Genomic DNA, 2,719 nt, shown 5'->3' with positions numbered 1-2,719 from the left:
CACCCACCGGATCGTCGATTCTGATCTTGTCGAAAAACATGACCGAGAAGACGACGATGACACCGGCGGCGGCCCCGATAATGATCGCGCTGGAGGGCGATACATTGGCACAGCCTGCGGTGATGCCCACGAGACCGGCCAGGGCGCCGTTGAGGCTCATGCCCACCTCGGGTTTGCCGAATTTCATCCAGGAGACGATCATGGCCAGACATGCACCGGCGGCGGCGGCCAGGTTGGTGTTGACGAAAATCATGGCAATGCTGGTGTCTGCCGTGGTAGTGGAGCCGGGGTTGAACCCGAACCATCCCAGCCATAGGATGAACACGCCCAGCGCGGCCAGGGGAATGTTGTGGCCCATGATGGGTTTGATTTTACCGTCTTTGGTGTACTTGCCCAGACGGGGGCCCAATACGATGGCGCCGGCCAGGGGCTGCCCAGCCGCCGACCGAATGGACCACGGTGGAGCCGGCAAAATCGATGAAACCGAAGCCTTCCAGCCAGCCGCTGCCGTTGAGCAGGCTGCCCCAGGCCCAGGAACCGAAGACCGGATAGATCAGACCGGAAACAACAATACTGTAAAGGATATAACCGGTGAATTTGGTGCGTTCCGCCATGGCGCCCGACACGATGGTGGCGGCGGTGGCGGCGAATACCACTTGGAACATCCAGAAGGCAAGCACCCACGGATCACCGCCCGGTGTAAAATCGCTGAGAAAAAACCCCGTGGTACCGAACCAACCGGTGGAGGTGGCACCGAACATGAGCCCGAATCCGATGGCCCAGAAGGCGATGGAGCCGATGGAAAAATCCATTAGGTTTTTCATCATGATGTTGATGGAATTCTTGGCCCGGGTAAAACCCGCCTCAACCATGGCAAAACCGGCCTGCATGAAAAACACCAGAGCGGCAGCCACCAGCGTCCACAGGTAATTGGCGTGGGTCTGAACCAGGTCGATGGCTTCCTTGTTGGTCAAAACGGTGGGTTCGGGATCGGCCGCCATGGCAACGGGGACAGTCATCAGGGCAACCACTATCAGCAGGATAAACGCTTTCAATTTCATTTTTTTCTCCTTGTAAGGTAATAGTGGCGAAATGGTTGATCCGCGGTTGGGCACGAAAATCGTTGGTTGGTGAACCTTCAATAGTGCCCTTCCGGAAATGGTAGATTTTGGTTCAGGCCAAGGCCGCAGCGAATTTGAAACCGCAGGCGTAGCAGCGCTACGTCGAGGATTTCAATTTCGTGAGAACGCCGGCCTGGGCCGAAAGATGCCGTTGCCGGATGGGTACTAAACCGCATCCTTTCCCGACTCACCGGTACGTATGCGATAGGCCCCTTCGATGGGCATGACGAAGATCTTGCCGTCTCCCACACTGCCGCTATTGGCGGTCTCCGTGATTGTGGACACTACTTTGTCCACCATGTCGGAATCCACAATCAGGTCGATTTTGACCTTGGGAACAAAGTCGGTCTGGTATTCGGCCCCGCGATAGATCTCCTTATGGCCGCGCTGACGCCCGAATCCTTTGACCTCGCTGATGGTCATGCCCGATACGCCGATGCGGTTTAAGGCGTCTTTCACATCGTCCAGTTTGAACGGCTTGATAATCGACTCAATTTTTTTCATTGATGACATCTCCTGTTGACTAATATGGTTGATCTGTCCTGGTTATTGGCTGTCGTTTGCATGACGATTGAGCAACCACTGTGCCATCATTGCCAGACTTATTTATAAATATTTAAAATAATAATTAATATTATCTATCCCTGCCCGGGCGGCGTCCATTTTTTACAGAACAATTATGTAATAATACTGAATTATAAAATACATAAATAGTAATAAATCTATATTTTAAAACAAAATTGTAATTTACTGATGTCGGCGCTTCAGCATGATTTGGCGACAACCGCGTCACAGGCTCAAGGACTGGAAATCATTGCACCGCCTGACTCATGGATTTCAGGACCGTCCCGGATTTTTGGGTTGAATAGCCTCGATGAAACTGAATGCGGCTTAACCGGGCTAAATCTCAACGTTGGCTCAGGATTGAACCCTCCCCGCGGCAAGCCGCGGGGAATGTTCTGCCTGTAACGGCAGTGCTGCGTAGCACCGTAAGGATTAAAAATCGATTTTTAGTTCGCTCGCTAACCCCGCCGCAAGCGGCGAGGAATGCGTTCGCTATCGCGGTTCAAAGGCGGTGGCAACCGCTGAAAAAACAAAGGTTTAATCTTTAAGCTACAAAAATGTAATATCGATATCGGTCACGGACGGAAGGCGGGACCCGGCACGATGCGGTCTGATCAGGTGCCTCAGGCCTGCGGTTGACCCTCGATAGCGAGCGCATTCCCCGTCGCTTGTCGGAGCGAAGCAGGGATTCCGCTCATCGGGGCTGCGGGGGATCTTCAAATTATAGCTTGAATTTTCTCCGGGTTCTCCATAAGTTATTTAAGCCATACGACAGCGTACGGCGCACCCGTTTTTTGCACCCATATACACGCCGCAGGAATAGGAGAAGAGACCGATGACCGTTGCAAACAAGATCAACGACATCATGGCCAAGTCGTCATGGATTCGCAAAATGTTCGAAGAAGGGACCAGGCTCAAGGCTGAGCACGGTGCAGAAAAGGTCTTTGATTTCAGCCTGGGCAATCCCGTCCTTCCGCCGCCGGAAAAATTCAACGAAATTCTCAGGGATACCGTGGATTCCTGCGGGCTCGGTG

The 2,719-nt window shown here is 53.1% G+C and carries 1 protein-coding gene and 2 pseudogenes; 1 reads left to right on the top strand and 2 read right to left on the bottom strand.

Annotation, left to right across the window (positions count from 1 at the left end; genetic code table 11):
• Window positions 1-1,019, bottom strand: a pseudogene (locus QNK41_RS23170) (ammonium transporter); the annotation flags it as partial.
• A 267-nt stretch (window positions 1,020-1,286) separates the two neighbouring features.
• Window positions 1,287-1,625 (bottom strand): P-II family nitrogen regulator, encoded by a 339-nt coding sequence (locus QNK41_RS21315; RefSeq protein WP_319261353.1) that lies wholly within the window; start codon window positions 1,623-1,625, stop codon window positions 1,287-1,289.
• Window positions 1,626-2,520: 895 nt separating this feature from the next.
• Here QNK41_RS21315 and QNK41_RS21310 point away from each other — a divergent pair.
• A pseudogene (locus QNK41_RS21310) lies at window positions 2,521-2,719 on the top strand (pyridoxal phosphate-dependent aminotransferase); the annotation flags it as partial.

The organism is Desulfosarcina sp. (assembly GCF_033791525.1).
Classification (GTDB): domain Bacteria; phylum Desulfobacterota; class Desulfobacteria; order Desulfobacterales; family Desulfosarcinaceae; genus Desulfosarcina.
Note: the sequence above shows the minus strand (reverse complement) of the source record. Positions and strands in the feature narration are given on the sequence as shown.